Raw genomic sequence first — 23,400 nt, 5'->3', positions numbered from 1 at the left:
ACTTGCACAAACCAAAAAAGCTGCATATAATCTTGCTTCTTCGCACTACACACATAACGAAACGCAGCGGCAGCGGACTAAACAACGCGCAGCAAAGCGGACGAGACTGAGTGAAGTTGCAGGGCTGTTAGCTCAGTTGGTAGAGCAGCGGACTCTTAATCCGTAGGTCGAGTGTTCGAGCCACTCACAGCCCACCAGAATTCTCTAGTAGTATCAAGCACTTAGCCCACCGAAAGCGGTGGGCTTTTTGCTTTCTGGGAATTTTGACCGCACTTTGACCGCACTACGGTCTTTGAGCGGACCGTGACGGTGGCTGGCGGTCGCTGTTGCAAAAAAGATCGGGCTTAGTTTGCTGGGCGTTTTCTGCAAGCTGGCATCCAGAGAGCAATTATGCCCTGCGTTGGCGCTTATACATCACCTCTTAACATCGTGAGATAAGCACCATGGCCAACATCCAAAAGCGTGGCGAAAGCCAGTACCAAGCAGACATCCGCCGCAAAGGCTATCCCCGGCAGATCGAGACGTTCGAGACCAAAGGCGAAGCCAGGGAGTGGGCGCGCGACCAAGAAAGCAAGATGGATAAGGGTGTGTTTCGCGACCGGCGGGTTGTGGCGGACTTGACGCTGGGCGACGCGCTCGATCGGTACATGGATGAAGTCGTACCGACCAAAGCTCCCGGCGGCCAGCGCAATGAGCGTAACCGCATCCGGTTGTTAAAGAAGCACCCGCTGGCGGGCCGCTTGCTCACCCAGCTTCACGCCTCGGACTTCGCCATGTACCGTAACGAGCGCATGGGACAGGTGGGCAGTGCCAACACCGTCCGATTGGAGCTTGCGCTGCTTTCGCATCTCTACACCATCGGCAAGAAGGAGTGGGGCTGGCCGCTCGATCACGCTTTGAAGGACGTGAAGCGCCCTTCGCCGCCAGAGGGGCGAGAACGGCGGTTGGTCGGTGACGAAGAGGCGCGGTTGCTCGAAAGCGCTGTCAGCGCGAAGGACGTGCAAGAGCCAATCTGGCTGCTGGCGTCGATTCGCCTAGCCTTGGCCACCGGTATGCGCGCCTGCGAGTTGCTGAGCGTGGCATGGGACCAAGTCGACTTGGTGAACGGGGTGGTAAAGCTGACCAAGGCACGCAACGGAAGCAAGCGTGCAGTCGGTCTTAACTTCGAAGCCGTACGCGTGCTCCGCGGGCTACCCAGGAAAGGCGATCGAGTCATCCCTGGCTACTACGAGACTGGCAAGCTGGACGCAGACTTTAAGGCTGCACGGGAAAGTGCTGGGATTGTCGATCTGGTCTTTCATGATCTGCGTCACGAGGCGGCCAGTCGTTTTGCTCCTTACATGATGCCCCAGGAGCTGGCGAAGATCATGGGATGGAAGACCTTGCAGATGGCGATGCGCTACTACAACCCATCTGCTCAAGAGCTCGCGTCCAAGATGAGGCAAGTGGAGGCAGCGCGCTCTGGGCTCCCAGCGCCAACACAGCTGGCGGCCAGCAACGCGGCGGAGCCGCGGCAGCCTGAGGTCACGTCGGAGCTCCATGGCGCGTACTTCAGTCTTGCCGATTCCCTGCCGGATAACGTGATCCATGTCGAGTTCTCTCGGACTCCCGCGGCTGTTGGTAGCGCTGCCCGCAGCGCATAAGGCAATCATCGCGAGCCAGGGTGGGACGAGGAACTACCCAGACGTCTTGGCTCGCGACCAATACCCACTTCCGCAGCGGTAAGGACACATAGCTAGCAGTACGTATTACCGAGGACACATCGAAGATTTCGCTGTGGCAATCCATTTGGATGTGCCATGTCAGCATCTTTGCGTGCTCGTATTGAATCGTCCGCACCACGTCGGCCGTGGTGCGGGCAAGAGAAGTATCTTTCGCGTGTTCGACCGCTCAAGACTGCGCTCGACCTCCCATACCTCCAATTGAATCAGCCATCACAGGCCTTCTGGCTGCAACTGGATATTGATCGGCCAGCAGCTTCGCACGCCTGGCAGGATTGCGATCTACCGCCGCCAACTTATGTTGTCGTAAACCCAATGAATGGGCATGCCCAGTACGGCTACGCGCTGGCCGAACCGGTCTGCGTAACGGAAGCTGCGCGGCCCAAACCGCTGGCGTACCTCGCCGCGATTGAGTATGCCTACAACCGTGTGCTGAGGGCCGATGTGGCGTTTCGAGGCCCTCTTGCGAAGAATCCTTTACACCCGGCTTGGCGCCTGTGGGAGCCCGCGAACGACCCTGTTTACGAGCTGAGCGATCTGGCCGAGCATGTCGAATTGCCAAGCCTCGCGCTGATGCAGGCAGGGCAGTTGAACATGCAATATGCTAGCTTGGGTCGAAACTGCGCACTTTTTGAGCAATTGCGGCGCGTAGCTTACGCCACGGTCAGGTCATACTGGGGGCCAGATGGTCGGGACGCTTTCCTGGCCCACTTGCTGATTCAGGCGGCCTCACTGAACGTCCGTTTTCCGACTCCGCTGGGTACTGGCGAGGTTAAAGGCATCGCGGGGAGCATCGCACGGTGGGTATGGAAGAGGTTTACCCCCGGCGCCTTCCGCGATAGGCAGGCCGCTCGTGGCCGCGCCTCGGGCGTCGCACGCCGAAGCGCTACGCAGGAGAAGCGAGTTCAGGCGATAGCCGCTGCAAGTCGAGGTCTTTCGACCCGCACGATCGCCGAATTGGTCGGAATGAATCAGTCCTCCATCGTACGGTGGTTGCGGGCGGAAGGAAGGGGGTGATGCACGAACCATATCAGGTGACAGCGGCAAAGGCGGGCATAAGCACCACATCAAAAGTCCAGCTCTTGCCGCTCCGCCAGAGTCAAATCTCGTACGCGTTTAGTGGCTTCTTTGGTCTGCAAGGTAGCCAGCGATGGATCTGATTCGGTCAGCAAGTCTTTGAGCGTCGCGCCAGGCACAATCGCGTCCAAATATCGAAGCACCTGACCAATGGCAACGCCACCGTCTCCCCTTTCGATACGGTATGCCGTGTTTCGGGAAAGACCTGCACGGAGAGCGGCATCGATCTGTTTGATCCGCCGAGCGTGTCGCAGGCGCGCGAGTTGGCGTCCCTGGAGTCGCAATTGTTCGCTGATCTCAGCCGTCAGTGTGCTGTTTTGCCGCACCTTCATGATCGTAAAATCAATCCTTATGGAAATTGAGAGCGATTAAACGAGCATTTTCGATGCTTTGCAACTGTTGGAGTCGGGGGCTGGCCGCAAGCGACTACGCGTGACTTCTGCGCCTCATCGAGATGTCTTGTCACGAGAGCGCAGCTCCCGAAGCTCCATGCGCATTCGGCTGGCGGACGTGAGTAGGTTGATCACTGACGTCCAGTACGCTGCGCCTAAGTCTCCGTCCTCGTGAGCGAGCCGCCAGAGCGTTTGAATAGCTAAGGTCAAATCGATCGGTTCGTCAAAATCCTCGGACCCTTCAATGGCACCGCCCGGCGATGTTTCGCCGCTGCCAATACCCCGGTGGCCCGGTTTGAATCCCACGGGGGCGGCAGATGGTGCCCTTTGGCCCGTCACGACCTTTAGGCCGGACTGAGCAATCGCCGGTTTAAGTGCAAGCAAATGGTGCAGCTCAAACGCTGACAGGCCGTAGATTGGGCTAAACAGCCGATAGACGACCTCGTTGTTGTGAACGGCGAGGTACTGGAAAACTGGGCAGCTTGCTTCCAACACGTCGTCGTCTTCGCTGTCATCAGGTTCGAGCAGTCCCAGGGCTTTTGTGCATTCGGTCAGCAGGTCTCGCATCAACGGCCGTGCTGCTGGGGGCAGTCCAGTTAGTCGCAGAAGCTCTTCAATCGAAAGGCGATGTGGTCTGCCTTCTCCTTGCTCGATGCCAAGTTCTATTGCGGCATGAAGAATGCGTTTAGCGGGGGAGCCCAGACGATGCGTGTCCAGGGCATTAGGGTGAAAGTGGATCATCAGGGTTCTCCAGGAAAGTTGTCTCCAGGCTACCAATCCCAAGTTGGAACGTGAACGGTATTGCTCTAGGCGAAGAAAGCTCGCTAGCGGCAATGGCTTGTCGTGATTCATATCTACCTATACGTCTCTGGGCATGTGCCCATCGATGAGGTAATGATCATGAGCAAGGAAGCAGTACCCAAAGGGCAGCATCTGAAGCAGGCGCTACGCGTAGCAATGCGTGAACGATCGGACAGCCTGTCCAACGTTGCCGCTCAGGTGGGGATCAGTCAGAGCTACCTATCCCAGTTGATGAATGGTGACAAGCCGATCGCACAGGTTAGCGATATGCATTTGAGGAGCTTGGCAGCCTATCTTCGAGTGCCCCCTGTTGCCGGTTTTGTGCTTGCGGGTAGGCTCGCAGCTGCTGATTTTTTGGAGCAGGCTCCGCCGTTAGAGGAGCGGCTGGATCAAGCGCTGGTATCAGTCTGCGCGTCTCCATCAGCGGCGGAAGCACAGGTGCAGCTGGAGGAACTGAGGGCTTTATCGGTGCGGGCGAAGGTACTGGTCGTTCTTCTGCATCGAAGGGCGCAGCAAGTGGATCTTTTGGGCTCATCCAATGCGTGGTGGACGTCGAGAAGGTATGTGATTCAGGAATAAGTAGTGAACCACTCGGCCCTCTTCTCAAGATATGAGTAGAGGGCTGCTTTCCGTCGCAGCTGTGGCGTTAAGCACTAGTTAGCGAGTGTTTGCGAGGTGCCTAGCACGGCACACCGCGTCGCGTAACGCTGGCCTCGCTTGCCTACCTACGGAAGTGTGTGTGACAGAGGGGAAGCATGGCGTCGCGACGCACGGGAGCAAGCACGTTCATGTGCTTCGCCATGCGTTTGCGACAGACCTCGATTTGCTGGCTCTCACCGAGAGAGGAGCCTTCACGCAGATCATTTCGATCTCGGGTAAAGCCAGCCGGGCCCTTTGCCCAATGGGCGCGAGCAAGAGGGTGCGTAAGACCGGCTGGCCTTGGAAATCCTTGCTGACTCAATTGAATACAAGCTATCCAGTGGATTGCAGTGATGCGATCAGGACCTTAAAGCGAATCGCAATCGCCTTATCGGAACTCTTTGGCCTCGTGCTGCGGATGCAGCGTACTGCGCGCCGCCTACACACCTACCAGTCGGGCTGTGTCGCATTCCTTGTTTCCAAGTCTGCGAGGTGCCGACACGCGCGAACGTTCATTTCCACGAACGCATCCCAGCTGTAAATTCGCACGAAATGCTGTTCGTAGAACTGATCGACGCGGCATATCGACGGACGGCTCTCGTAAATTAGACAAACCTTTGCAGTGTCGTCATAGTACCGACACGCGCCATCGCCGCGATCCATGTGTCGTGTTTCATTGGCCAGATGGACTTGCCTGCAACACGCTCCGCATTGGGTGCATGGAAAGGAGCTGCGCAGCGCGCCAGCGGTGGAGGCTGGCACCGCTGCTTCCCGCGTGGTCGCTTCAGCCCGCGTAGGCACTAATTTCCTCGATCCGCTTCTGCGTGGAAAGGATCAGTTTGCCGTCCTCGTCGAGGATGGGTGTATCGATCATGGCTTTGAGCAGCTGCGCAAACTTTACTGTACGCAGGACGCCCTCTTGCGCCACCTCAGGGTAATCGGCATAGTCATCGCCATGTTCGGAGATGATATTGGAGAGATTACCCACTGAACGCCGCAATCTGCCGCTGAGTTCAGAGAAGACCTTGTTGGCGAGCTTGGTCACAGTCTGGACGGATCCCAACGTGGTGCATACGACGTTTCCCTCCTTCTTGAAGGTTTGAGCCTGCTCCAAGTTGCTGCGAGCATTGTTCAGCGCCTCTTCCCCTTTACTACCGACGATGTACCCAAAGATCGCCAGCGCGGGTCCTGCCACCATCCCGCCCAAGACCATGGTGCCGAGCGCCATACCGCCGCCACCTGCTGCCAGCGAACCCCCGCCCAACCACGCCAAGGTCGCATTGGTGGCCGCCGCCCCGCTCAATGTCGAGATCGCCGTGCCGGTGCTCGCTGTCGCAAGCAACATGGTGCCGTTGTATGCGCCGAATGCCAGGGCAGCACCGCCACCCAGACCACTCCCCAAGCCGAGACCGGAGCTTTTTAGCAACGCGTAGTCGTCGCGCAGCCCTTGTAGCGTTGATGCCGAGAAGTCGCCAAGCTGGAGCTTGTCTAATTCCGGCGAGTGGACGGCGTCCACATTCTTCAGCTTGCCGAACGTCTCGATGAATTCGGCGATAACGCCGTTGAATGCCCGCAGCTTGCGCGCGCCATAGTCCTCGAGAGTGCCGTGCGCGGATGCGCGCATGGATTCGACCCGCTTCTGGGTCGTCTCAACGATGGACTTTGCGTCGTCGTTGATATCGTTTGCGCTGCTGTGGTCCATGGCGCCGGTTGCGCCCTTGTAGGCGCCGTAAAGTGCGGAACCAATACCGATAGCGCCAAGGATGATGGGGACAGCCATTATTCCTGCTCCTTATTCCAGAATAATTGCGATGGTCTTCTGGGCCTCGATGTGGGTGCTCTGCGCCCGCGCCAGTAGATCTTCGACGATGTAGTCTTCGAGTTGGTGGTGATGCTTGAATTCGGATAGCACCTGCCATTGCACGCTCGAGATGCTGCCGCTGGCCAGCGACAGCAAGAACAACTCGAACAGCATCAGCTTGGGCAACGACGGCGTCGCGGCTTTGTGGTCCTTGAGAATTTCTCGCAGGATGTCTGTCGCCACTGTTACGCGCACAGCGGAATCTCCCCCTGCCGTCAGCGGCTTGGCTTCAAGACGCCGGATGAGTTCTTCGGATACGCTGGTTTGATGAAGTCCAAGCCACGCGGCGGCGGTCTTGTCGGCGACGGGCTTCAGCATGCCAACGGTCTTAAAATTCGCATCTCCGATCAGCGCAGAAGCCAGTTCTTTCATCGCTTCGAATACTTGCTTATGCCATTGAAGCGAAATCGCGTCCGCCTTGAAATCCGCGGTAGTGGCTTCTTCTCTGGGCTTCCCATTCCAGAGCATGGGTCTGTCACACAGGCTGACCAGTTCGGCCAGACGAAGAAAAACGCGCTTGTCATTGTCGGAAAGCTGCTTGAGCAGCATGGAGAGCCTCCGTTTTGGGATGTGCCATAGTTGGTCGGTGTGTGGTGCTCACAGACGCAGCGGTTCGTCGCTGGCCATGAAGAAATCGAATTCGGCTTTAGATTGGAATTGCAGCTGCTTCCCGAGTAGAGTCGCGAATCGATCAATCTCGGAGACGAAATCATCGATTCCGTTGCCTCGCAGACCATCAACTACAAGGAACATCTGCCGTGTTTCCTGTTGCAGCAAAGGAATTTCGCGGGTGATGAACGCGTCCAGCGCGGCTTGTTCGGCGGCCAGTTGCAGGCGCGCTGCCGCCTCGAGCTCTTGCACACGCGCTAGCCGCTCGCGCGATAGGCTGGCGCTCTTCGCAGCATCAAGCGCGGCATGGTAGAACACAGAGGACAAGGTATAGCCGACCATGCCCCCAATCGCAGCGCCGACGAACGGGATGGGTACTACGACTTGCCCGAGGGCAGCCATCATTCCCGACGACAACATGCCGGCCCCCTTCTCCCCGATCTCGGAAAGCAACTCGGTCTCGTTGATCTCGCCAGTGGCGTAGCGCTTGATCGAGGTACCGAGGGATATGCAGACATTCAAGGCTAGGGTGGGAGCGCTGGTGTTCGCTAGAATCCGTATGTGCTGCGACGTGGATTGCTGCATCATTGCTTTCGTCACCGCGCCAATCGCAGCTGTGCCATAGCCGACTGCGCCCGCCGCCAAGGTATCCATCGTCAACTCTTCCGCGGCCTCCTTCATTGACATGCGATCCTGTGCAATGGCGAAGGCATTCTTCAGCAGCGAAACGCTGGCGCCGACAATCGCCCCATATTTCGCGCCTTGCATTCCTGCTCGGTGTGCGGTTCGCGCCATATCGTGCATCGTGGCGCGCTTTGGATGTTCGCGATAGAAGATGGCATCCTTGGTTGTCAATCCACTATCGCGGACGTTTTCGGCAAGCTCATCGTAATTGTCTGCTTCTCGCTGAAGCTTCGCGACCACTTCGGGCGGTCTGCCCTTCTGTTCCGCCTTCAAGGCGTTGCGACGCAAAATCTCGGCCTTCTCGCGACAGAACTGCTGAGCGTCGGCATATTGTTCCGATGGCAGTTCGATCTTCACGCCGCGATATCGAGCGAACGAGCCATTCTCCCGCGCGATGTCCGAGAACAACGTATTGCGGTCGCTGACGAACTTCATCTGGGTCTGTGTGCCGTCGATGATCTTGCCGTCTATAACCTGGACGCGGTCCACGACGTTGTGATTTCGGCCATATTGCGCAAGGTCGTCCGAACGGGCGGTTCGTTGTTTCGATCCGGCGATGATGGCTTCTGCATTGTCGCGGCTAGTCGTGGCCACTTCGGCCGAATATCCAGCCTGCTGCTTGATGTTCTTTACGGCCTCGACTGGATTGGCATTGACTTTGTGCTTGGAAATTCCGTCCAGGCCTTTCGCGAACACCTGGCCCGTATCATTGTCGACGCCGCGGTAACCCTTGATGTACTCGGCTCCGGCGCTGCCGTAGCGGCCAACCGTTTCCCTTGCTGACATGGACACGCCGGCGCGGATAGCGTCACCCGAAATTGCCTCTTGCTCGGCTGGGCCTCGCTTCGCGTCGTCGCCAGGCTCCAGTGCGACGGCCTGTTTACTTTCCTTCATTGGGCAGCACCTCAAGAATTAGGTTTATGCGCAGGACTTCATCTGGGCAAGAAAATGACCCTTAACCTGTTCGAACTCTTCTTTTGTTAGGACACCGCTTTGATAAAGCGCGAAGACGTTCTTCAAGTCTTCTAGGCAGGTCCGCGTCGTTTGAGGGCCAGTCGCGATGACATTCGCATCGGCCTCCGCAGTGGCGGGCTGAGCGCATTTTTCTTTCCGGGAGCCCATATGGGCGCGGATGGCAGCGCTGCCACGGTCGATGGTGTTGGCAGCGGAACGGATGCCGCACGCGAAGAGGATGAACAGGATGACGGCAAGCGTGAGCAGAATAGGCATTCTTGGGAACCGTGGATTTGAAGACCTGCATGTACTTGACATGCCCCGGGGCCTTGTATGCTGTCATTCTCACAGGAGGTCACGACAAAATGTGTCGCAGAGAATTCGCTTCCGCGATTTCCTCACTTTCGTCGGTCAGTCGAACGTCCCAGACTTTCTCCCCGAAGCCTCGCAGCCAACGGTGCAATTGAATGGTTTCCACGACTGATACGGAGAACTCCACCCCTTGCTCGTCCACAATCTCCCGTTGATCTGCCGCCAGGGGGGACTCCCGCATAAGAAACGCGATCTCGGCGTCGACTCGAAAGCTGAGCCGCACTCGCTTCCCATCGCCGAAACTGAACTTGCCGTCGCCGTCGTATCGCTCTAGGTCGAAGTCCATAGGCGGCTCAAAGCCTCGGGTAGTGACGCACGCAGACTGAATGCGATGGAGAGCAAGTATTCGTTCGTTCGAATAGTTTTCATATCGGCACACCAGATAGAGCCTGACGCCCTGCTGCGCCAATCCCAAGGGCATCACACACGCGGATTTCGATTTCCCAGCGGCGTTGCAATAATCGACGTCGAGCCACAAGTTCGAATACAGCGCGTTGCTGACCGCGTCGAACACGCCTTCTTCAATTCGGGGTGGCAACGTCGGCTGCGTCGCGCTGATAACGCGCACCTTCTTAAGCCACTGGCGAGCGGGCTTGTTCGCAGCGGTCTGCCCCATCTGGCTGCGCGCCTGCTCGAAGAATCCGTCCATGGACTTCATGACGCTACCCGGGAGCAGGTGGTGGAGATGCTCGCCGACCAACAACAACACCAAGGCTTCTTGCTCTGACAGGCCGGGGAGCGAAAGTCCGCTAGAGTGCGCCTTCCAGCGATACCCATAAGGCTTTGTGCGTGTGTCGCACTCAATATCGAAATGCTCGCTCAGTGCTTCGAGTTGCCGCTGAATCGTCCGTAGATCGCGCACGATGCCGGCGTTGCTTAACTGCTCGTGCAACTCGGAGGCCGTAACACGACGATTCCTGGGGATACGGCGCAGCAGTTCCACCGCAATGAGTGTGGTCTCCAGGGTCGCTGATCGTTTTGCCATTCAACGGTTTACTTGATAGTCCGCGAATCGATTTTGGGATGTATCTACGACGCAGCCCGCGCATTACCATTGTGAGCTAGCGTTCCCTCAATTCTTTATATCGGTAGGCTTTTCGAATTCTTAAGGCGTTGCGAGCCGCCCTGGGATCGACAGCGGAATTCATCTGCAAATTCGCCACCGGAGCCGGAGTAGATTTCCTTTCGGGGGAGTTTGCTGGGATGTAAAGACCACGACCTTTGGGGGCCGCATTTGATCTATGCCCTGCATGCCTTTCTAGACGTGGTCTTATGGCCCAGAGTGTCGCCTGAATAGCGTGTCTATTTGATCTGGTTTCTGACAGCGTTCTTACGTTCAATCTCGTTGTTACGTTGCTTGATCTCTTCCTTGCTTACGCCGTGTTCGTCTTTGTCGCTGCACGCTGTTAAGCCTAACGAGGAGGAAATGGCAAAAACCACGGCTATCAAGAGTTTCAACATGGGTTTATTTGTGATCAAAAGTGTCTTTGTATCACATATTCCTCTCTTGATCGGATCAGCTGCTTGGCCGAAGCGCTTCGCCGAGGCCTGTGGCCCCACAGCACGGCCGTCGCAGATCTGCGCCGAGAATTGGATCTGAAACTGCCTGCGCTTCATGGACTACGAGGTCAGGGCAGGCGGCTAGGCTATGAGCAGGTGGACGTCAGGTCTACAGGCATTGATCGTTCATCCCGGGCAGCTAGCCGAAGGGGCGCGTCACGCCGATCTTGGAGTCCTTAGCCGGCCTCCGACGGGAGAACTGCACGAACCGCGCAATCAAATGCAGCTGAGCAACGTCTTCAAGGCGCAGGTCAAGTCCATATGGTCTAACGTCGAGTGGCAGGCCGCATTGGAAAGCCCGCTCGCCCTATAGTGGTGCGTCGCTGAACGTTATCAATTCCCCGCGTTTGAAAGGCCGGAGTAGGCTTCTCTCAGTCGCCAAATTTACTTTGGTATTGCCCTTAGATTTACTTTGGTATCGGCTAGAAGCCCCGAAAGAACTTACAGATCTAACGGGAAAGGAGGTCGTGATATCGGAACGTCCTAAGTGCGCTCAAAGCAAAGCTGCTCGCTCGCGATTTGCGATTGTTCGGCCATGGCGCACGATGGGTGATCGTCGGCGATGCAGCGGCATCAATCCGCGGAGAAAAACGATTTCAGGTGTTCTTCGTGCAGGTTGAATGCCGATTCGCTCTTGCGGTGGGCGTAATGCTTCAGCACCGTTTCCAGCTTGTCATGTAGCAGGGCTGCCACCACTGTGTAATGTCCTGGATTTCGATTCAGGAAATCAGTCGCCACGATGTGGCGCATTGCGTGCATCCGCAAGCGCGAGACCTCTGGGATGTAATTCTGAGCTACGTTGGCCATCAACTGCCCAACGTCCTTGTGCATCTTGCCGTGGAGATTGGGAAACACCCAAGGGGCTCCCGGATTCCGACGAACCAAAATCGGGCGGTATAAGTCCAGGTACTCCTCAATCCTGAGACCCAGCGCTTTGGGTAACGGCGCATCGTAGTCCTCATCTTTTGATCCATCGTTTTTAAAGTCCCCTTTCCAGAAGCGCAGGCGCCACGTGCCATCCTCAGCCTGATACAGGTTCGACGCGTACGTGGAAAACTCGTTAGGCCTCACATACTTCATGATGGTTAGCGTACGGTGCCGAAGCGGGTTGGACAGCGAAATCGCAATGAGCAGAGCATCTCGTTTATAGGTGGCTTGAAATACCGAGCCCGGTGCGCAGTTCGCGGAGGCGATGTCCAGTTGCTTGATAGCCCTTTTGAACGGCGCCAAAGGATCGTCAAGGCTCAGTAGATGGAACAGCGGCGCTTTGGGGTCTCGCGACTTTTTTCCCCTCCCGGCGTGTTGCCATGATTTGCACAGATTGTGTGTTTCATCGCAAAGCTGCTCCCACGACCGGCCAAAAGCGAACTCTTGCACCTTAGCTAGCAGTTGGGGATGCTGCCACAGGTACCCATTTCCTGGATTCGTCAAGTTGCAGATTGCGCCAGCCACATTGATTGTGGATTGTGTGACCAGAGCGCGCCTTCATGAACTGGAGGTAAGCTTCTAAATTCTCAGGGATGACCAAGTGTGCGAGGGTCTGCACCTTGTCTACCGGCAGTCCTAGTCCCGCCGAGGCAGTGTTTCCTACTGTTGGTTTGCTCAAAAACCCGAGAAATGCGCGAATGATTTGGAAGTTGCGGCTGGCGCTGGGGCTGTAGTGGCCCTCCGTGACGCAACAGAACCGGTCGCTCGCGATTTCTGGCCCCACCTGATCCTTGGAGAGTACGCGCCAACATCCGCGATGAGAGCGACGCAGACCTACTGGGTGTTCGGCAGTCTTGTATCGCAAGAGCGCGAACCACTCTGCCTCCAGCTCGGAGCTAAATTCGCTTCGTGGCAGATAAAAGGGATCTTTAGCCAGGGAGCGCATGCGTTCGATGTACTTGTCGCCAGCCGCCGCCATTGCGACGCGTACGTCCTTACGGGGATATTCCAGCTTGTTCTCTAGGAAACCACGTTCGAGCCCCAGGTGACGCTCCAGGCGGCGCAATGTTGGCATCCCTTTCTTTACGGGATTCGCTCCGTTCATCCATCGGGGAAGCGTCAATGGTGCGGCGCCGATAGCTTTCGCGATCTCTTCGGGCGTTTGCCCGCTACTGGCGACGGCCAAGCGCAGCTCTTTGTGGAACATTGAAACGCCCGACACGGGAGCCAACTGGGCTTTGCGGTGAAGGGAGTCGACTGTCTTTTTGATTGCCCGGAGCATGCTGAGCTTGTCGGCAGCCGTCTTGCGGTTGCCGCCGGAAACCAGCTGAGCGAACTCTTGCATGCGCTTGAGAAAGTCGGCGGTGAACTCGCGGCTGACCCGCTGACTCAGCTCCTTACCGCAGAACACCAAGTAGGCTTTTAGAGCGGACGTGTGATTGCGCAGAACCTGTTCGGAAAAGGATCCTCGCTCTTGGGTAAGGCGGTTCTTGTGTTGTTCGAGGAGCTCGGTATATGTGATGTCCATTTCGTCTTCGGATAAAGGCGAAACGGGAGGAGCGAAACTCGGTTTGACGCGCGAGGCGAGCTGGGATTGGTAGCTCACTGCGTACGACGAATAGTTGCCTAATTGAAAAATGCCCTGTGATCTTTGCTGTTTTTCTTCCATCGCGCCGCAGTAGTTATCTGAGAACGATGGGTACAATAACATGTTGAATTTAAACTAAGCTTTATGGAGCTAATATATTCGTAGTCAAATCGACTACTGGGTTGGAGTCGTTATTTGGCCTGATTTTCGAAGTTTTCGATCCTTCCGCTTCTAGGTGGTTAGTTGCATCTTGCTGGGTGCGTTTTGGTCGCGGCGGCCGACCGAGAATAGGTATAGCTCCAGACGGCGAGCATGCCGTCTAGGGCTGAAACGGTCCTAAAAAAATGGCCGATTGAGATCGGCCGTTGAGTAGCGATTAGCGACGAGTAGATCAAGGCAAAGTTTTTGCGCTGGATAGTTGCTACTGCACAAGGGTGCTTGTATCAAGTCATGCTGAATGCTATTGAAGGAGAGGTTTCAAGGTTTTTCGGACTTTGCTCTTCAAACCTTCCACAGTGCAACTGCGCGTTCGGCAAACTTCTTGGACCGATCTTCCACTTGCCTGAATTTGAAGTTGGGAATGCTTGCCAGATCCTGAGTCAACTGAATGTTTGATTTGGTGTACTCTACGCACTTCGCCTTGAACGGGTTGTTCGATGCGACTACGTTCAGTTCGTCAGCCAATAGAGTCATGTTGCCGATGCGATGGAGCATCTTGGCGTGTTTGGCTTTCCAACCGTCCCCCAGATAATTAGGCCAGTCTCCAAACTCCTTCTTCGTGCTGGATTTGTCGGCAGCTTTTGGAATGATGTGTTCGAGTTCTAGTTCATCTGGATCGGCGAGGTAATACTCGTTCTTGTGTCCGATGGCCTCATACTCGAACATTTCTAGCGCATATCTTGCCCTATCTATAACGGCGGGTACAAATGGGAACGATGCGAAGGAGGATTCAAATTCCTCATCGTCAGGAGTATGTTCTCTTAATATTGAGACAGCAGCCTTTTCGTAACCATCATTAGCTAAGCCCGTTAGGCTTGCAAAGATAGTTTCCAACTCATTCGAGCGTTTCTCGCAGATGTGCCTGCGCATCATGAAGGCTTCGAGACTCTTCAATAGCCGAAGATGAGCCTTCTCATCCAGATGCGTTCTGCCAAACATATCCAGTAACCATGTGAATGCTTGGAATGCCTTTATGCGCCAAAGATTGTCGATGTGACGATTCACTTTGTTAGATTGAGTCGCGCAGTAAAGTAAGCGTGAGTACAACTCGGCTGATTGTCGCAAGGTCTTTGCAAAGGTTATGAGCTTGACCTTTGGAGACGTATCAAGTGCTTGCTCTTCCTCGCCAGTAACAGCAACATCTTCAGCATCTTCCTCATCGTCCTCCTCACCTCTGATGGAGGCCGATGTGAATTCGGTCATGCGTTCAGCCTCTTTGACGCGACGGAGGTAGTAAGCCTTGAATTCAGCGACTAGCTTTGTTTTAGTCACTTTTCGGTGTAGTTTGCTCGCAAGCCATTGGCGGAAGAAGGCATCACTGTCCAGTCCGTCCAACGCTAAGATCAATTTTCGCCAATCTTCTTTCACCTTCTCCAGCGTACCTTCTGGTAATGAGGATGCGTGCCCTAGCAAGAAGTTTTTGATGATGTCCGTAGGCTTTAATCTCAGGCCGCGGTTGTTGATAGTCTCAAATAGTTTGTATGCATCTTTCGCTGCGCCTACATCTAGTCGGATGATCGACGCACTATTTAGGAGATTATGGTGGAACTCGTATACTTGATTCAGCGGAAGGGAGTTAATCCAGAAAGAAAAATTCTCATGAGCATCACGCAGAAATTTGTTTTCCACCTCTGCGAGGTCGTCTCCCAGCATTACTCGTACGTAATCCGCGTGATCTAAGTCACCTAGCTGCAACTTGGGTCGCTCTTTACGGTCAAGTCCCTTGCTCCGCAGCAGCTTGGATAGTTCCTGTTGAGAGTCAGTATCTCCCTCACGAGCAAAACGACGGGCCAATACTTGCATTAGTATAGTGATCGTTGTGACACGTTGCTGTCCATCGACTAGTTCCAACTGATTAATGCCTGGCTGGTGAGTCTCGGACAGGAAGAGCACTGTACCTAGTAGATGAGTGTCTCCAGAAGGCAACAGCCGCAAGTCATCAAATAGCTCACGCTGTTGTTTCTCACCCCACGCGTAGCGGCGCTGATACGCTGGTATTAGAAATTGCTCGTTGCTTGCCGCGAAGAACTGCTGAAGGCTTAAGGTGGTAGGTTTTATTTGCATTGAGTAGCTGGAAGAGGCTGAGCAATCTGTTCATATGAGATGGTGCGGCATTATGGCTGATTGGTAGGAACATGTTCCCTTCCACACATAGCGCAACAACGGGAGAAGCATAATGAATCGAAATTTCGTATTCCGGGTTAGCTCTTTGATCACTAGAATGACATAGGGATCTCCTGTTCCTCATTGAGTTGAAGTTCTTCCCTCAGCTGGTTCGGCATCTCATCGGTGAAATGGGGGAAGGCTGACCAGGTCCGCTTTCGGTTGGAGACGCTGACGTGTTGCAATAAGGCGTACAGACGACACACGAAACTGACCGTGTTGTCCCTACTGCGGGCCGAGCACCAGAAGATCAGGCCGACATTCATTACTCACCCGCTTCTGTCCGAGTCGTTGCGCGTCGTGGCTCGTCTTTCGCTCGTGACCGTAAGCGTGTTGCGGTGCAGGGAGTCGCTAAACAGCAACTGGTTGGCAGTGGGGCAAGAGTACCTACCCAGGTATTCTTGCCAAAGCCTCGAGGCACAGACCTTGCGGCAGCGCCTCCACGCTAGTCCCATGACCGCCGTACAGATTTCTCAACAACTCGCTCCCTAATCCGGAATTGGTTTGCAAGTGACCCACTGCCTCACTCAATTGCCGGAAGGGTGGAAATAGTCTCAACGGTTTCGACGCTTACCCGAATGACACGCATTATTAAATTGAGAATATAGGTTGGGTCGTTTTGCGCGCGGCACCAGTCATTCGGGTCGTCTTTGATGCCGCTGTCCTTGTCGGTCGAGACCTGATAGCGCTCCATGACCCATTCGATGGCACTCTTACCGTTTACCACGTAGTCATAGGCTTCCAATGGGATGCCGCGCAAGGTGATGCGGCTATTGAAAACTATGATGCTCTTGTCTTTATTTCTGCCGCCAAGCGAGCCAAAGCGCATCTTCTCGACGCGGTAATAAGCCAAGTCATTCAGATCTCCTTTGTCCTTCGCATCCACCTGTACCGGCCAGGGCTCTACAGTTTCATAGTTCAGGTGCAGATCAGCAAGTTTGCGACCGGCGTGGCTGAAGGCGCTAAAGTCTGGCGCATAGGGAATGCGGGGCAACACCTTTTTGAGGTCGGATGCGTATTTCTCGCGGTACTCTGGCGAATGCAGTATCCCGTAAACGTAGTAGAAGATGTCTTCTTTGGTAAGAGTCGAAGTGCGGTAGTGTTTTTGGAAGTTTGCCTGCGCCACATCAGTAATTCCGTCGCGCCTAATATATCCATCGATCTCGGTTACACGCTCCGCTTGCTCAAAACTTAGTCCTGCTTGAATCTGAGAATTTCCTGCCTTCTCATACCAGTAGAGAGGAAAGCACTGACCATTGGAAAGCGTTTGGACATCAAATACTAAATCACTGATCAGGCAGGAAAATTCTTTATTTCCCCCCGCGCCAGTGGCCTGAATGGCAATGTTGCCAACCTTTGGGGAGGGCCAAAGCTTTTCTTTATAATACTCGTTAAAAATTTGGTCATAATAAAGCCAAGACTGGCAGAAAGGTCTGTACGTAACTTTCGCAATTTTTCCGCCATCGAAAATGCCCGCTCGCCCCCTTGCGAGATGAGCAATAAGGCCTCGTGTCCATTTTATTTTTTTTGGGTTGGCATCGATCAATTGTGCAGCCAGCTTCTCACGCTCTTTTGATGAACCAGACTTTTCCAATTTGGCTTGGTGAGCCAACCGTTGCTCATTGTAGAAGTCAATCAAGGAGGTTATGTTCGAAGCCAACTCATCTCGACTTAGGTTGTATGCCCAGTTATCCCGATTGGTTTGAACGCCGCTCGCGCGAAGCGTGAAAATAGCGTCAGCGTCATCGTTTAGTGGGATAAAAGCGCCAAAGTTTCCACTTCTCTGGTTGATCCAATCGTGGTGTTCATTTGGCTCGAGAGCCTTGTGCGGCACCTGCTGATAACTACCAAAATTGCTGACTATTTCCAGCTTTTGCTCGCGGCTTAGGTAGTCGCCAATATCGTGGTAGTGGATTGCAGCCTTGCCCTGATGGTTTTTGCGCTTAATGAGCAGGGTGATGGCCACAGGGGTACGCGAACCTGAGCCAAAAACTTTCCCACCTTCTTGTCGGGATAGTTCCCCGCTAGTGCGCTGATTGCCACGCAGATTGAAGACATAAACATCTGAAAATTCGTCTTGTAAGGCTTTGCGGAAGCCGTCCATCGTGTTGCCATCAATCCAGCCACCATTAGTCACAAAGCAGACAATGCCCTCGTCCTCTATGCGGTCCGAGGCCCAGCGGAAAGCCCGGATATACGAATCGTAAAGGCTATTCTTGTTTGTCGCAGACGAGTAGGCGGCGTATGTGGCGGCAATGCGGTCATCCAGCTTCGAGTAACTCAGATTTCGGTTGTTGTCTCCCGTGTCGTCCTGCCCTACCGAATAAGGCGGGTTTCCCACGATGACTCGGATGTGACGCGCTTTCTGGCGATCTGCCCGTTCGTGGTTTTCCGGTAAGCCTTCATCAAGATCGCCCGTCTGAGGTTCGTTCATTTGGAAGGTGTCGGTGAGCACGATCCCCGGGAATGGCACATATTCTTGCCCAGTGACGCGATGAAATGCCTCTTCAATGTTGATGGCTGCGATGTAGTAGGCCAGCAGCACGATCTCGTTAGCGTGCAACTCATGGCGATACTTGTAGGCCAACTTTTCGGGTGGAATCAGTCCCGTTTCTATCATCCGCACTGGGAAGGTGCCTGTGCCAGTAAACGGGTCAAGGATGTGAACATTCTGGTCAGCCAGCTGGGTGTCGAAGTGTTTCTGGAGTGCGGCATCGGCGCTGTGTAAGATGAAGTCAACGATTTCCACCGGCGTGTAGACAATGCCCAGCCGCTCGACCATGCGCGGGAAGGCAGTCTTGAAGAACTTGTCATACAGTTCGACGATGATCTTCTGCCGGCCCTTAGGGTCCGTGATGCCTGAGGCCCGCTCGCGTACGCTGGCATAGAAGCCTTCCAGCGTTTCATGCTCCTTGTCCAGCGCCTGTGTGTCGAGGATGTCCATGATTTTCTGCATGGACTGCGATACGGGATTTTTGCTGGTAAAGGCATAGCCCTCGAATAGCGCATCGAATACCGGCTTAGTAATGATGTGCTGGGCCAACATTTCGATGGCGTCGTTCTGGCTGACGCTTGGGTTGAGGTTATTCCTGATCCCCCTGAGGAACTCGTCGAATGCCTTTTTTCCCTTGGAATAAGGCTTCTCCAGCAAGGCGCGGATGCGCATCTGGTGGCGGTCGGCGATTTCAGCGATGTCCTTAGCCCAGTCTTCCCAATAGCGGCGATTGCCGCACTTGGTGACTATCTTGGCAAACATGGCGTCCTGCCACTTGCCCAGTTCCTCCGGATCGAAAGCAAAGCCTTGCTGCTCCCAACCCATAGAATCGGCTTTCTCACTTCCACCACCCACGCCGATGACGTTCACGACCCCATTGCCTTTACCCATCAGGTCAATAGTGGCGAACTGCTTGTCCAGCCGATCATCGTGGGCACGCAAAGCGTTGAGCACCTGCCAAACTACGCGGTACTTCTTGTTGTCATCCAATGCTGTTTCGGGCGAAGTATCCTTGCGAATGCCAATAGGCAGAATCACATAGCCGTACTTCTTACGGCCTGTCGGATCTTTGCGCATCACACGACCGACCGACTGAACAACGTCTACCACAGAATCGCGGGGGTTCAGAAAGATGGCAGCGTCCAACGCAGGGACATCTACGCCTTCGGATAGGCAGCGGGCATTTGTGAGAATGCGGCATACCGACTCTTCCTTGCCAATGTTGTCCTTAAGCCAAGAGAGTCTTTGATTGCGCTCCACTACATTCATGGTGCCATCGACGTGTTTTGCTTCCAATGCGGGCAAGTAGTCGATCTGGTCGCCTAAGTCGTTGGAGATGCGTTCGAACTCGGCGGTCAGCAGCTTGGAGTGCTTGATCGATTGAGCGAAGGCAATAGCAGTGCGCATCGCTTGAGGATCGACACTGACATCCAGGCCATCCTCGGCTGCGACGTGCTTGCCCAAGCCGTTCCAGCAACCGACGATCTTTACCGCGTCATCCAACTTGAGTTCGTCCCCGCTGTCGGCGATACGCCGATTTAGCACCCTGCTGACGTGCAATTCATCTACGGCGATTACCAGCACCTTGTAGTCGGACAAGAGATCGCGCCGGACGGCTTCATCGAAGCGAAGCTGATGGAATATGGGACCGAAGGTTGCTACATCGTCCATCGAGAACACTTGCACATCGTTTTCTTCAGCCTTGCTCTTGCTGGCTTCGGCGTAGATGCGCGGCGTGGCCGTCATGTAAAGCCTCTTGCTCGACTTCACATAGGCATTGTCATGTACGCGCACGAATGCGGAATGATCTTCGTCAGGCGCGGTATAGCCCGCGGTGCGGTGGGCCTCGTCGCACACCACTAAGTCGAATGCCATTCCAGTTTTCTGCTGGGCCTGATGTATTACATCGATGGACTGGTAGGTAGAAAAGATCACCGTGATGGCGCTCGCGTCCCTCGTTGCGTTGAGAGAGGCGGCTAGTTTGTTTGCGTTCGTCGTGGCTGGATAAGCCAGTTCGTAGATGCGCATGTCCTCTTCATTGCGGCTGGCCTTGCTATCCGAACACACTGCGAAGCAACGCAACGGCACGCTTGCATCTGCTGTCCATGCTCGCAATGTTTGCGACAGAAGTGCGATGGAAGGGACGAGGAACAGGATATTCTGGCCCGGCTTGACCATCTGCTCGGCGATGATGAGTGAAGTGTAGGTTTTGCCGGTTCCGCAGGCCATGATGAGCTTGCCCCGGTCTTGGGTTTGAAAGCCCTGGATGACTTTGGTCAAGGCTTCGCTTTGATGGGGGCGCGGATCTTTCTTGGGCAGTTTGCGCAGTTGGTCAGGCTTGTCCAGCGATACCTGTGACCAGTCAATTGGGGAGGCGTCTAAGTCCTCTAGGGTCATCAACTCGACCGGGATGGTCTGTCTCTCCAGCGCATCCGCAGCATTCTTGGAGAGAGGCGCAGTCGCTACGATAAGGCGCTGAGTAAATCCACCTTTGCCCGAGAGAGTGAAGAAGTTACCCAGATCGCCCATTGGGATCGGGGAGTCATAAAACTTGCACTGGATCGCGCAGAAACCATCTTCGTCGCGCATCTTCGCCACCAAGTCGATGCCGTTGTCCGGCAGCTTGTAGCTGAGGGCTTCTCGTTGCGGCCAGTCTTTCCAGAGCCAGACATCTTCAAACAATGCAAGATACTGGGGGTCAAGTTTAAGGTACGCGCGTATCAGTCGTTCGAAGCGGTCGCCCAGGTCGCGGTTGAAAATGGATTCGTTCCTGTATTGCTGGAGGATGTCACGGATCATGGTTTTTTTTTCTCTGGCTGGGCATCGACCACTTCCGATTCCCGGCGTGGTGCGACCTTGTAGATAGTCGTTCTGGATACGTTGTAGCGTTCGGCAATTTGTCTGACCGGGATGGTCGCGTCAGACATTAGACGTTGGATCTCTTTGATCTGTAGAGGGGTCAGCTTTGGTCTGCGGCCACCTAATCGGCCTCGAGCGCGAGCCGCCGCAAGTCCTGCTTGGGTGCGCTCCCGGATCAGATTGCGCTCGAACTCGGCCAGCGCGGCAAAGACAGGGAAGACTAGCTTGCCCGCCGCACTACTTGTTTCGATTTTTTCCGATAGGCTTTCGAGGTCAGCGCCCTTCCTCTCTAGCTCGCCGACAATGCGCACAAGGTCTGGTAGGCTGCACCCCAGCCTGTCAAGACGCCAAACGATGAGGGTGTCGCCGGCACGCATGGCGTTCAGGCATGCAGCCAATTCTTTGCGTTCGGCACCCTTGGCGCTGATCGTGTCGGAATATAGGGAGCCAACCGCTACGCCAGCCCGACGCAGCGCGGTAAGCTGCAAGTCGAGATTCAGACCAGCAGTCGAAACTCTGGCATACCCGATGCGTCGCCCCATTTTGTTCGCTTCCGTAGCCAGACTAGAGTGTCCAGCAAACGAATGTTTGTCGGATGTTGAATAGTTGACGAGAAGTTTAACAACGGGGGGGTTGTTTGACCAGATGTAACTGCGCGTGCTAGCAGACGTGCGGACAGGCGAGGTAGCTGTGGCCGCCAATCAATACCTCCTGGTGGGCTGATCAGCACGCTTAGGTACCATCGAAATGGCCCGTTACGCAGTGATCGCCGCAGGGTTCTACCTCGCTGGGAAGTCCGCAGACATACGACCCATTAGGCTTCTTGCTTGAATAGACCACTCTCGAAGGGTACGTGCCGCTCGCGAAGCGCAATCAAAGACATGAAGTTTACAAAGGCGACGACACAGCAACAAATTGACCCCGTTAGGAATTTGCTGCTCGGCGGTTTAGACTCCGGCTTACGGCCGTCAAAGACGCCCGATGCACCAGAAATAAGTCAGGTTTCGAGACTTGTCGGGTGGGCCGTTTACACTCGAACGAGAAGGGCCATCAGTAGGGCCGAAATACATCGCAGGCCTGACATCAGGATCTCTAACCAAAATCCCGAGGCGCCGACGCGGTGAACCGAGACATCGACTCGTTCGATCGAATGTTAAGAGGCGTACAGGAGATGACCTCGTCTTGCAGCCCGTTCACCGGCTAAGCGGTGAATCCCTGGTACTGTCCGCACTTGAGGCCTGAGCGGTCCATGCGATCAACTTTGGAATCAAACCCCTCGGCTACGATGCCTCTAACGGCGGCGCAGTCCAGCCCTGACATTCGGCCTCAGAACCAAAGGACGCACGGCCTGCACATCGTAACGCTAGACACGCGGACGCCTCCACACGTCCAGCTCGTACCGCCCGGCTGTTTCGTCGCACACCACCTCTCCAGCACTCGCAACGTCTCGCACACAGGCAGCCCAGACCATGGCACACCCCACAGTATTGGCGATTGACTTGGAGGGTACCCTCATTTCGAACGCGGTAAGCCAAATTGCACGTCCTGGGCTTCTCGAGTTTCTCGAGCAGTGCAGCGAGCTTTTTCCTCGCGTCGTGATGTTCACTACAGTCGACGAGACACGATTTCGCGCAATCGCTGACTTGCTCATTCAAGAAGGTGTGGCCCCACCTTGGTTCGCCCGACTTGAATACGTGCCGTGGCGTGGCGCTACGAAAGATCTCGCTTTGATTCCCGATGCCGTAGTCACGGACTGCTTGCTTGTCGACGACGTCAAATCCTACGTACATCCGGGACAGCACGCTCAATGGGTCCGCATTGAAAGCTTTTTGCATCCGTATGAAGCGTCCGATACCGCACTCGCAATAGTGCTGCACGAACTGCGACGACGGTTAAGCATGTAGCAGCCAATCCGCAGCAGAGAAGCGGTGACCGGCATGCTTGTCACCGGCAGTACAGGTCCACTGGGGCGTTGAACTGGCCGCGCCGGGATCACAAGGGTGGGCCAGGGTGCGTCGAATTTGCCCTGCATTGCAACAGTATCGGGCGTTCCGGGCACCATCATTCAGTCCAGCCATCTACCTCAGCATCAGTTTCGTCCATCAGGCGTTTTAACTGCTTATCGTCGTTGTCAGACGAGGCTACCGCGAGGCTTTGGCGTTGGCACTCTTCGGCAAACCCCGGTCGCCGGGTGTCAGGCACCCAAATCCGTACTTGACGCAACCCCACCATAAGACGCGCATCCCTGTGCTTTTTCGCACCGGCGTTGATGATCGATGTCCCCATGAACAGCCCCTTGGTCGCTTTCCATGTAATTTTACGCTTGGCACCGTTACATGCAACGCACCTGGGATCCGCGCACAAATATTTTCAACAGCGAAGCTATAGGGGGCGTTTCACGGTCGCTTTCGGTCTCGGGTTCTTGTGAGGATCGTGGCTCATCGCGCTCGAGACTAACCTGTCGACCGTCGTTATGTAAT

Annotated in this window: 19 protein-coding genes and 1 tRNA gene; 5 read left to right on the top strand and 15 right to left on the bottom strand. The window is 55.1% G+C overall.

The window, feature by feature from the left end; genetic code table 11:
- Positions 1-121 precede the first annotated feature (121 nt).
- From IB268_RS20055 to IB268_RS20045, 3 genes are all read left to right on the top strand, one after another.
- Positions 122-197, top strand: a tRNA-Lys gene (locus IB268_RS20055).
- A 246-nt stretch (positions 198-443) separates the two neighbouring features.
- Positions 444-1,643: a site-specific integrase gene (locus IB268_RS20050; protein ID WP_192354702.1), complete on the top strand. Its 1,200-nt coding sequence runs from the start codon at positions 444-446 to the stop codon at positions 1,641-1,643.
- 156 nt (positions 1,644-1,799) lie between these two features.
- A complete protein-coding gene (locus IB268_RS20045; protein WP_192354701.1) occupies positions 1,800-2,738 on the top strand; it encodes a replication initiation protein in 939 nt (312 codons plus the stop codon).
- A gap of 50 nt (positions 2,739-2,788) precedes the next feature.
- On the opposite strand, the gene IB268_RS20040 is transcribed toward IB268_RS20045, so the two are convergent.
- Positions 2,789-3,130: a helix-turn-helix domain-containing protein gene (locus IB268_RS20040; RefSeq protein ID WP_192354700.1), complete on the bottom strand. Its 342-nt coding sequence runs from the start codon at positions 3,128-3,130 to the stop codon at positions 2,789-2,791.
- A 114-nt stretch (positions 3,131-3,244) separates the two neighbouring features.
- The gene (locus IB268_RS20035; RefSeq protein WP_192354699.1) at positions 3,245-3,931 is read right to left on the bottom strand and encodes a hypothetical protein; all 687 of its coding nucleotides are present in this window, start codon (positions 3,929-3,931) and stop codon (positions 3,245-3,247) included.
- A 159-nt stretch (positions 3,932-4,090) separates the two neighbouring features.
- On the opposite strand from IB268_RS20035, the gene IB268_RS20030 reads away from it, so the two are divergent.
- The gene (locus IB268_RS20030; protein WP_192354698.1) at positions 4,091-4,570 is read left to right on the top strand and encodes a helix-turn-helix domain-containing protein; all 480 of its coding nucleotides are present in this window, start codon (positions 4,091-4,093) and stop codon (positions 4,568-4,570) included.
- Between the two features lie 507 nt (positions 4,571-5,077).
- On the opposite strand, the gene IB268_RS20025 is transcribed toward IB268_RS20030, so the two are convergent.
- The 12 genes from IB268_RS20025 to IB268_RS19970 all read right to left on the bottom strand — a co-directional run bounded on the left by IB268_RS20025 (position 5,078) and on the right by IB268_RS19970 (position 21,462).
- Positions 5,078-5,392 (bottom strand): YkgJ family cysteine cluster protein, encoded by a 315-nt coding sequence (locus IB268_RS20025; protein ID WP_370540027.1) that lies wholly within the window; start codon positions 5,390-5,392, stop codon positions 5,078-5,080.
- A gap of 22 nt (positions 5,393-5,414) precedes the next feature.
- A complete protein-coding gene (locus tag IB268_RS20020) occupies positions 5,415-6,410 on the bottom strand; it encodes a hypothetical protein (protein WP_192354697.1) in 996 nt (331 codons plus the stop codon).
- Positions 6,411-6,422: 12 nt separating this feature from the next.
- On the bottom strand, positions 6,423-7,040 hold the full coding sequence (locus IB268_RS20015) for a hypothetical protein (protein ID WP_192354696.1): 618 nt from the start codon (positions 7,038-7,040) through the stop codon (positions 6,423-6,425).
- Positions 7,041-7,088: 48 nt separating this feature from the next.
- Positions 7,089-8,678 (bottom strand): hypothetical protein, encoded by a 1,590-nt coding sequence (locus IB268_RS20010; protein ID WP_192354695.1) that lies wholly within the window; start codon positions 8,676-8,678, stop codon positions 7,089-7,091.
- Between the two features lie 24 nt (positions 8,679-8,702).
- Positions 8,703-9,014, bottom strand: a complete 312-nt coding sequence (locus IB268_RS20005; RefSeq protein ID WP_192354694.1) for an SHOCT domain-containing protein — start codon at positions 9,012-9,014, stop codon at positions 8,703-8,705.
- A 79-nt stretch (positions 9,015-9,093) separates the two neighbouring features.
- Positions 9,094-10,095, bottom strand: coding sequence for a YafY family protein (locus tag IB268_RS20000; protein WP_192354693.1), 1,002 nt, complete (start codon positions 10,093-10,095; stop codon positions 9,094-9,096).
- A 317-nt stretch (positions 10,096-10,412) separates the two neighbouring features.
- Positions 10,413-10,727 (bottom strand): hypothetical protein, encoded by a 315-nt coding sequence (locus IB268_RS19995; RefSeq protein WP_192354692.1) that lies wholly within the window; start codon positions 10,725-10,727, stop codon positions 10,413-10,415.
- Positions 10,728-11,243: 516 nt separating this feature from the next.
- A complete protein-coding gene (locus tag IB268_RS31340; RefSeq protein ID WP_192354691.1) occupies positions 11,244-12,047 on the bottom strand; it encodes a tyrosine-type recombinase/integrase in 804 nt (267 codons plus the stop codon).
- Position 12,048: 1 nt separating this feature from the next.
- Positions 12,049-13,266: a hypothetical protein gene (locus IB268_RS19985; RefSeq protein WP_192354690.1), complete on the bottom strand. Its 1,218-nt coding sequence runs from the start codon at positions 13,264-13,266 to the stop codon at positions 12,049-12,051.
- Positions 13,267-13,686: 420 nt separating this feature from the next.
- Entirely contained in the window at positions 13,687-15,468 is a 1,782-nt protein-coding gene (locus tag IB268_RS19980; RefSeq protein WP_192354689.1) for a DUF262 domain-containing protein, read from the bottom strand.
- 622 nt (positions 15,469-16,090) lie between these two features.
- A complete protein-coding gene (locus IB268_RS19975) occupies positions 16,091-20,860 on the bottom strand; it encodes a type ISP restriction/modification enzyme (protein ID WP_192354688.1) in 4,770 nt (1,589 codons plus the stop codon).
- Positions 20,857-21,462: a recombinase family protein gene (locus tag IB268_RS19970; protein ID WP_192354687.1), complete on the bottom strand. Its 606-nt coding sequence runs from the start codon at positions 21,460-21,462 to the stop codon at positions 20,857-20,859. Before IB268_RS19970 ends, IB268_RS19975 begins: the two co-directional genes overlap by 4 nt.
- 927 nt (positions 21,463-22,389) lie before the next feature.
- Here IB268_RS19970 and IB268_RS19965 point away from each other — a divergent pair.
- Complete coding sequence (locus IB268_RS19965) at positions 22,390-22,824, top strand: NIF family HAD-type phosphatase (protein WP_192354686.1); 435 nt, start codon at positions 22,390-22,392, stop codon at positions 22,822-22,824.
- A gap of 157 nt (positions 22,825-22,981) precedes the next feature.
- Here the strand turns inward: IB268_RS19965 and IB268_RS19960 are convergent, their stop codons facing one another.
- Complete coding sequence (locus IB268_RS19960; protein WP_192354685.1) at positions 22,982-23,206, bottom strand: antitoxin MazE family protein; 225 nt, start codon at positions 23,204-23,206, stop codon at positions 22,982-22,984.
- Between the last annotated feature and the right edge of the window lie 194 nt (positions 23,207-23,400).

Origin of the sequence: Achromobacter sp. ACM01 (assembly GCF_014851745.1) — a bacterium.
GTDB classification, from domain to species: Bacteria; Pseudomonadota; Gammaproteobacteria; order Burkholderiales; family Burkholderiaceae_B; genus Achromobacter; species Achromobacter aegrifaciens.
Note: the sequence above shows the minus strand (reverse complement) of the source record. Positions and strands in the feature narration are given on the sequence as shown.

Excerpts from the sequence above, each read along its gene's own strand:
- IB268_RS20010 (WP_192354695.1), bottom strand. The coding sequence starts at position 8,678 with ATGAAGGAAAGTAAACAGGCCGTCGCACTGGAGCCTGGCGACGACGCG.
- IB268_RS20000 (WP_192354693.1), bottom strand. The coding sequence starts at position 10,095 with ATGGCAAAACGATCAGCGACCCTGGAGACCACACTCATTGCGGTGGAA.
- IB268_RS19985 (WP_192354690.1), bottom strand. The coding sequence starts at position 13,266 with ATGGAAGAAAAACAGCAAAGATCACAGGGCATTTTTCAATTAGGCAAC.
- IB268_RS19975 (WP_192354688.1), bottom strand. The coding sequence starts at position 20,860 with ATGATCCGTGACATCCTCCAGCAATACAGGAACGAATCCATTTTCAAC.
- IB268_RS19995 (WP_192354692.1), bottom strand. The coding sequence starts at position 10,727 with ATGAAGCGCAGGCAGTTTCAGATCCAATTCTCGGCGCAGATCTGCGAC.
- IB268_RS20015 (WP_192354696.1), bottom strand. The coding sequence starts at position 7,040 with ATGCTGCTCAAGCAGCTTTCCGACAATGACAAGCGCGTTTTTCTTCGT.
- IB268_RS19980 (WP_192354689.1), bottom strand. The coding sequence starts at position 15,468 with ATGCAAATAAAACCTACCACCTTAAGCCTTCAGCAGTTCTTCGCGGCA.
- IB268_RS20030 (WP_192354698.1), top strand. The coding sequence starts at position 4,091 with ATGAGCAAGGAAGCAGTACCCAAAGGGCAGCATCTGAAGCAGGCGCTA.
- IB268_RS20040 (WP_192354700.1), bottom strand. The coding sequence starts at position 3,130 with ATGAAGGTGCGGCAAAACAGCACACTGACGGCTGAGATCAGCGAACAA.
- IB268_RS20050 (WP_192354702.1), top strand. The coding sequence starts at position 444 with ATGGCCAACATCCAAAAGCGTGGCGAAAGCCAGTACCAAGCAGACATC.
- IB268_RS19960 (WP_192354685.1), bottom strand. The coding sequence starts at position 23,206 with ATGGGGACATCGATCATCAACGCCGGTGCGAAAAAGCACAGGGATGCG.
- IB268_RS19965 (WP_192354686.1), top strand. The coding sequence starts at position 22,390 with ATGGCACACCCCACAGTATTGGCGATTGACTTGGAGGGTACCCTCATT.
- IB268_RS19970 (WP_192354687.1), bottom strand. The coding sequence starts at position 21,462 with ATGGGGCGACGCATCGGGTATGCCAGAGTTTCGACTGCTGGTCTGAAT.
- IB268_RS20045 (WP_192354701.1), top strand. The coding sequence starts at position 1,800 with ATGTCAGCATCTTTGCGTGCTCGTATTGAATCGTCCGCACCACGTCGG.
- IB268_RS20020 (WP_192354697.1), bottom strand. The coding sequence starts at position 6,410 with ATGGCTGTCCCCATCATCCTTGGCGCTATCGGTATTGGTTCCGCACTT.
- IB268_RS20005 (WP_192354694.1), bottom strand. The coding sequence starts at position 9,014 with ATGCCTATTCTGCTCACGCTTGCCGTCATCCTGTTCATCCTCTTCGCG.
- IB268_RS20035 (WP_192354699.1), bottom strand. The coding sequence starts at position 3,931 with ATGATCCACTTTCACCCTAATGCCCTGGACACGCATCGTCTGGGCTCC.